The 4,439-nt window shown below is 34.8% G+C and carries 6 protein-coding genes; 1 reads left to right on the top strand and 5 read right to left on the bottom strand.

The window, feature by feature from the left end; translation table 11 throughout:
* Nucleotides 1-1,154: 1,154 nt before the first annotated feature.
* From CBG25_RS01665 to CBG25_RS01645, 5 genes are all read right to left on the bottom strand, one after another.
* Nucleotides 1,155-2,333 carry a site-specific integrase gene (locus CBG25_RS01665; protein ID WP_290604066.1) on the bottom strand — a complete coding sequence of 393 codons (1,179 nt, stop codon included), beginning with the start codon at nt 2,331-2,333 and terminating at the stop codon, nt 1,155-1,157.
* A gap of 1 nt (nt 2,334) precedes the next feature.
* On the bottom strand, nt 2,335-2,556 hold the full coding sequence (locus CBG25_RS01660; RefSeq protein WP_290604065.1) for a hypothetical protein: 222 nt from the start codon (nt 2,554-2,556) through the stop codon (nt 2,335-2,337).
* Nucleotides 2,557-2,780: 224 nt separating this feature from the next.
* Entirely contained in the window at nt 2,781-3,023 is a 243-nt protein-coding gene (locus CBG25_RS01655; RefSeq protein WP_290604063.1) for a hypothetical protein, read from the bottom strand.
* Between the two features lie 223 nt (nt 3,024-3,246).
* On the bottom strand, nt 3,247-3,492 hold the full coding sequence (locus CBG25_RS01650) for a hypothetical protein (protein WP_290604061.1): 246 nt from the start codon (nt 3,490-3,492) through the stop codon (nt 3,247-3,249).
* 255 nt (nt 3,493-3,747) lie between these two features.
* The gene (locus tag CBG25_RS01645) at nt 3,748-4,176 is read right to left on the bottom strand and encodes a transposase family protein (RefSeq protein ID WP_290604059.1); all 429 of its coding nucleotides are present in this window, start codon (nt 4,174-4,176) and stop codon (nt 3,748-3,750) included.
* Nucleotides 4,177-4,242: 66 nt separating this feature from the next.
* On the opposite strand from CBG25_RS01645, the gene CBG25_RS01640 reads away from it, so the two are divergent.
* On the top strand, nt 4,243-4,439 hold a 197-nt coding region (locus tag CBG25_RS01640; protein WP_290604058.1), incomplete at its 3' end, for a hypothetical protein.

Genomic DNA, 4,439 nt, shown 5'->3' with positions numbered 1-4,439 from the left:
TGAGCATGGTAGATTCTTCCATAAAAAAACAGATAATTGAATATATCGCCCTGACCTTCCTTATAAATACGTGCTCGTAGCACAAGATACCGTTCGGTCTTGAAGACGATTATGAATATGTCACCAGGGTTTAATCTGACGTACAAGCTCTAAGCTTAAGGCAGAGTACAAACTCACCGGTAACATCCCAATGATCAGTTGGGGATCATTAACCTTTGAAAGTCAATGATCAAGATATAAGGTGAGGTGGTTCTTTAGCTACCACCGCTAAATGAAAGGGGTTTATCAATGACTGAAAAATTGTGACAGAAAGTGTTTCAAAGCAAAAGTATATGCCTGCAAAGGTTGTTAGGCCAACAGAACAAAATCAATTGTCCACATCAAAAAACTCAGAGAGTGATAATAAAAGTAAGGATTAATAGTGATGAAGCGAGGAGAAATTACAGACAGAATTCTTTATAGTAATTTTCGGTTCAACCATTGTGATAGCATGTAATCTTTTCTTCTTTGGTGTATTGATAGCGGTTCTTTCCGCTATTCAAGTTCAGTGTCTAAATTGTTTTTCCATAAATGAAAGCCAGCTACTACTAATGAACAACAGGGAGCAACAATTTAATTGAACACTGAAGAGAAATAGGTAACTTGGACATAATTAGTGGTCCCGTTAGCTTTGGTAATTCCCCTTATATCAGTTTTTAATTAGCTGAATAAGAAAACAAAGAAGCCACTATAAGGAAAAATGTTATCTCTTTCATTTTATTCTCAAATTAAGTAGTATTAATTTAAACGCTATTTTACTTAATTAAAAATTTTGAGAATTGATTTATATGCAGTGTTTGATACGATCGACTCATGAAAGAGCAGAAAACTACGAATAATTATCGGTCATTTTACTACAATTTTACCCCAGTTTTACCACCGATGAATTTCAGGCACAAAAAAACCAATCATAACTGATTGGTTTTCTTAGTAAATCTTGGTCGGCATGAGAGGATTTGAACCTCCGACCCCCGACACCCCATGACGGCAACTAATTACCATGTAACTCATTGATATTTAATATATAAATAGCGATTTAACTGTATGAACAAACAGTGCATAAATTACAATATATGCATTATATACATCAATAACTTAAGTTGAGTTTTTCCCCGTCATAATGATATCTCTCCGTGAGGTACTTCTACCCAATCTACATGGTTCTGAGTATATATTTTTGTTGATTTTGCGTCACTATGTGCCATTCTTGCTTGAGGGTCTAATCCATTAATTTTAAACAAGTGTGCCGCTAATGCGCGAATTTCGTGAAATGTTGGTCTTTCAGCTAATGTTAAATTTGCTGTTACCCCTAGTTGATCTCTCAAGTTAGAAAATGCTCTGCTCAAGTAATCAGGCGCGATTTGAGTAGGGTGATGAATCTCACTACTTATTTTGCTTGGTCTTTTTATTGGAAGCCTATGGACAACATACGGACTTGCGATAGAATCACGACTATTATCAATTATTTCTTTTAGCTTAGCGCCAATAGGTATAGCTATATGTGATGCTTCTTTATCTTGAACTTTTTGACGATGTATATAAAGCATTCCATAAATATTATTTTGAGGTTCTTTATACCATATACATCCACAAATACCTTCTTGTGGCGATTTGATATTGTATCTTATACGAGAGACTTCTAACCTTGCTTGAGTGGTTTGTAACGCAAGATCCATAGCAGTTCTTAACCATGGTTCAGCGGCATTTCTAATTTTTTTGAAATCATCGAAAGATAAACGGTGTCTAACTTTTTTATCTGTACGTCTGCGTTTTTTTCGCTCTGCTGGATTATCTAGCATTAAAGATTCATCAATGGCGTAGCTAAATAATTTTTTTAAAAAAGAAACTTTTCTATTTTGTACGTTGGCGGATGCGTTCCCATGATATTTGTTGATATATTCATTAACATGTTCAAGCGATATTTCTGTGCAAAGAATATTAATAAAAAATTTTTTTACTCTTTCTATATCATTCTTCCAATCAGCTAATGTTGTTATTGATGGGGTTTCATCTTTTACTATTCTCTTAAATAAATGTTCAACATGTTCAGAAAATGGTAGTCCTTCGCCAAATTTACCACCTGACTCTTGAATTAAAGAATTTATAGATATATTTAATAATGGGCGCATTATATTGTTATATTCTCTAGCAATGGCAATAGCTAATGCTTTGTCATTTCCGATATTTTTCTTTTTTCCATTTATTAAAACTAATCTGTAAATATTTTTTGATTTATCGAAGAAAAGAAAATCAGGGAGATTACGATACTCCCTCTTTCTTGGGCGAGCCGCCATTTTATGAATCTCGTATTAATTCATTGATATGTGATGAGATAATAGAATCAGTTCCCCACCGTTCAGATGAAACAACCCATATAGAACCATCAACGATCTTACCCTTGAGTTTTCCTACTTCAATCCATCGTTTAATTGTTCTATTATCAGGTATTGAGCCTTCTTCAAATTCACGAGAACTCCATAAACTAGCTTTCATTAATTTGTTATTATTAATGAGCATTTTTTAATCTCCTTGTATTATACAAACTCACACTATTCTCAGGCGCTTCATTGCCCCACAGAAACCAATGACTAAGTGCGAATGTTTATATTCAGTGTTTGTTAGGTTAGGGATATGATTTAATCAGGTAGATTATTAGAGGTTATTTGCTGCGCCTTTTGATGCTTTGTTTTGGTATTGCCAATGTGGGTCTGCGAGTATCAGGTCATACTTCACGTGATCCCCTAAACATACCAGCTTTTACTTTTATACAAGTCGTTTATTTTTTCTAAGACAGTGATTTTATTACTGCCATTTCCGGTTAATGTTCCGCTTTCTCCATCAGTATCAAATTGATATATCAATCCTTTGTTTGTTAATTTTTTTTCCTTCAATCTAATTATTTTCATCATTTCACCATGATAAATAACCTGCATCCCTGCTTTTACATGATGTAATGTTGTTCGGTATTCATGGACGTTATTCATAGGATTTCTCCGGTTATTGATTAAATAAATGTGATTAAGATCAAAAATTGATTATCTGTGAATTATTTGTGGTAGGATTGTTTCCGTTGTGTGTTATGCACAACATTTTCCCTGGTGTTGGCCAGTCTTGTGCTGGTCTTTTTTAATAGTTAAAGGCTTACCTTTCGATATGGATAATTTAAATGAGGTAAATTCAAATGGGATAATGACTATTCGTTCTAGACTACTTCTTCAATGTGTCGAGAAATACCCCCAAATAGACAAAAAGTGCTGGCACTATCATAATGCCGATAACCAGAAGCTCTTGCCCGCCTAAATGGATATTGCCTAATTCGCCACGTTTAAACTTGATTTGTGGGTCAATGAAGGCATCGGCATTGGCTAGATGTCCAACTACCAATTCGAAGGCGAACGCTGCACTGATAAACAATAATGTCGTGATTAATAATTTGATGATGTTAAGTTTCATGGTTGAACCTCCGATATAATTAGCGCCTAGAAAGGTATGTCTTCGAAATCACCTTGATGAATAGCGTTACTATTTGGCTGGCTTGTCGTTGGCATATTCAATTTACCACGAGTTTCGCACCAATAAAAAAACGCTCTATTTTTAAGTTTAATTCAGCATGATATATAAATAGTCAAAACCTTATAAATCAAATACAACTTATTGTAATTTAAGAAAATTTATGTTTTTTAGTAACTTGCAGATTAATCATTGCTTTTAAGCCATTTTTAGAATTTTATATGCCTGTGCGAAACTCGTGAGATTCTTAGGCTTTTGGACAGGTCGCTCTGTCCCATCAATAAAGACGTCTTTAACTCCAGGAAAGGCGCGAAAAAATTCCTCAGCAGAGCGAATTTGACGAGCGGGCAAAACACATTCTCGCCCCAAGGTCATCTCTAAAACCGGCAATAATATTTTTACCCAGCGACATACCCGGGTTCTATCTAAACCAAAAAGAAGTCCTTGCAAATCATAGGTCGGATAACATTTTAAATACAATAAAATAAAAAGCAGTTTATCTAGTGGGGTTGGGATAAATCCTTTCTGCCCTGCACCCATCTGCCGCTCGTGATCTTTTCGATTCTTTTTCCGATAAATCAAATAACAAGCTGAAAATTCAGCGGCTAAATTTTTCAATTCTTCCACGAGTTTCGCAGTCTCTAAAAAAGAAGTRTAAATTTAAAAACAAGAAAAAATCAGGATGTTCATATTTTGTCCGGTTATCCATGCATTAAAGATATYTATAAAATATTCTTGCAAGTAAGCAGTGTAAGATACTCTAGTTTGGCGTTATCAGAAGTCAGCCCATCGCCTTTATCTCATGACACGGTTAGCCGATGGTTAAAAAGTAGATGTTTCCGCCCTAAAGACCTATGGCGATTAGTTGAACCTTCTATAGACAAAAAAAG

Origin of the sequence: Arsenophonus sp. ENCA, from assembly GCF_002287155.1 — a bacterium.
GTDB classification, from domain to species: domain Bacteria; phylum Pseudomonadota; class Gammaproteobacteria; order Enterobacterales; family Enterobacteriaceae; genus Arsenophonus; species Arsenophonus nilaparvatae.
Note: the sequence above shows the minus strand (reverse complement) of the source record. Positions and strands in the feature narration are given on the sequence as shown.

Bases quoted from the DNA above. Each gene is read 5' to 3' on its own strand.
- CBG25_RS01660 (WP_290604065.1), bottom strand. From the start codon at position 2,556: ATGCTCATTAATAATAACAAATTAATGAAAGCTAGTTTATGGAGTTCT.
- CBG25_RS01655 (WP_290604063.1), bottom strand. From the start codon at position 3,023: ATGAATAACGTCCATGAATACCGAACAACATTACATCATGTAAAAGCA.
- CBG25_RS01665 (WP_290604066.1), bottom strand. From the start codon at position 2,333: ATGGCGGCTCGCCCAAGAAAGAGGGAGTATCGTAATCTCCCTGATTTT.
- CBG25_RS01650 (WP_290604061.1), bottom strand. From the start codon at position 3,492: ATGAAACTTAACATCATCAAATTATTAATCACGACATTATTGTTTATC.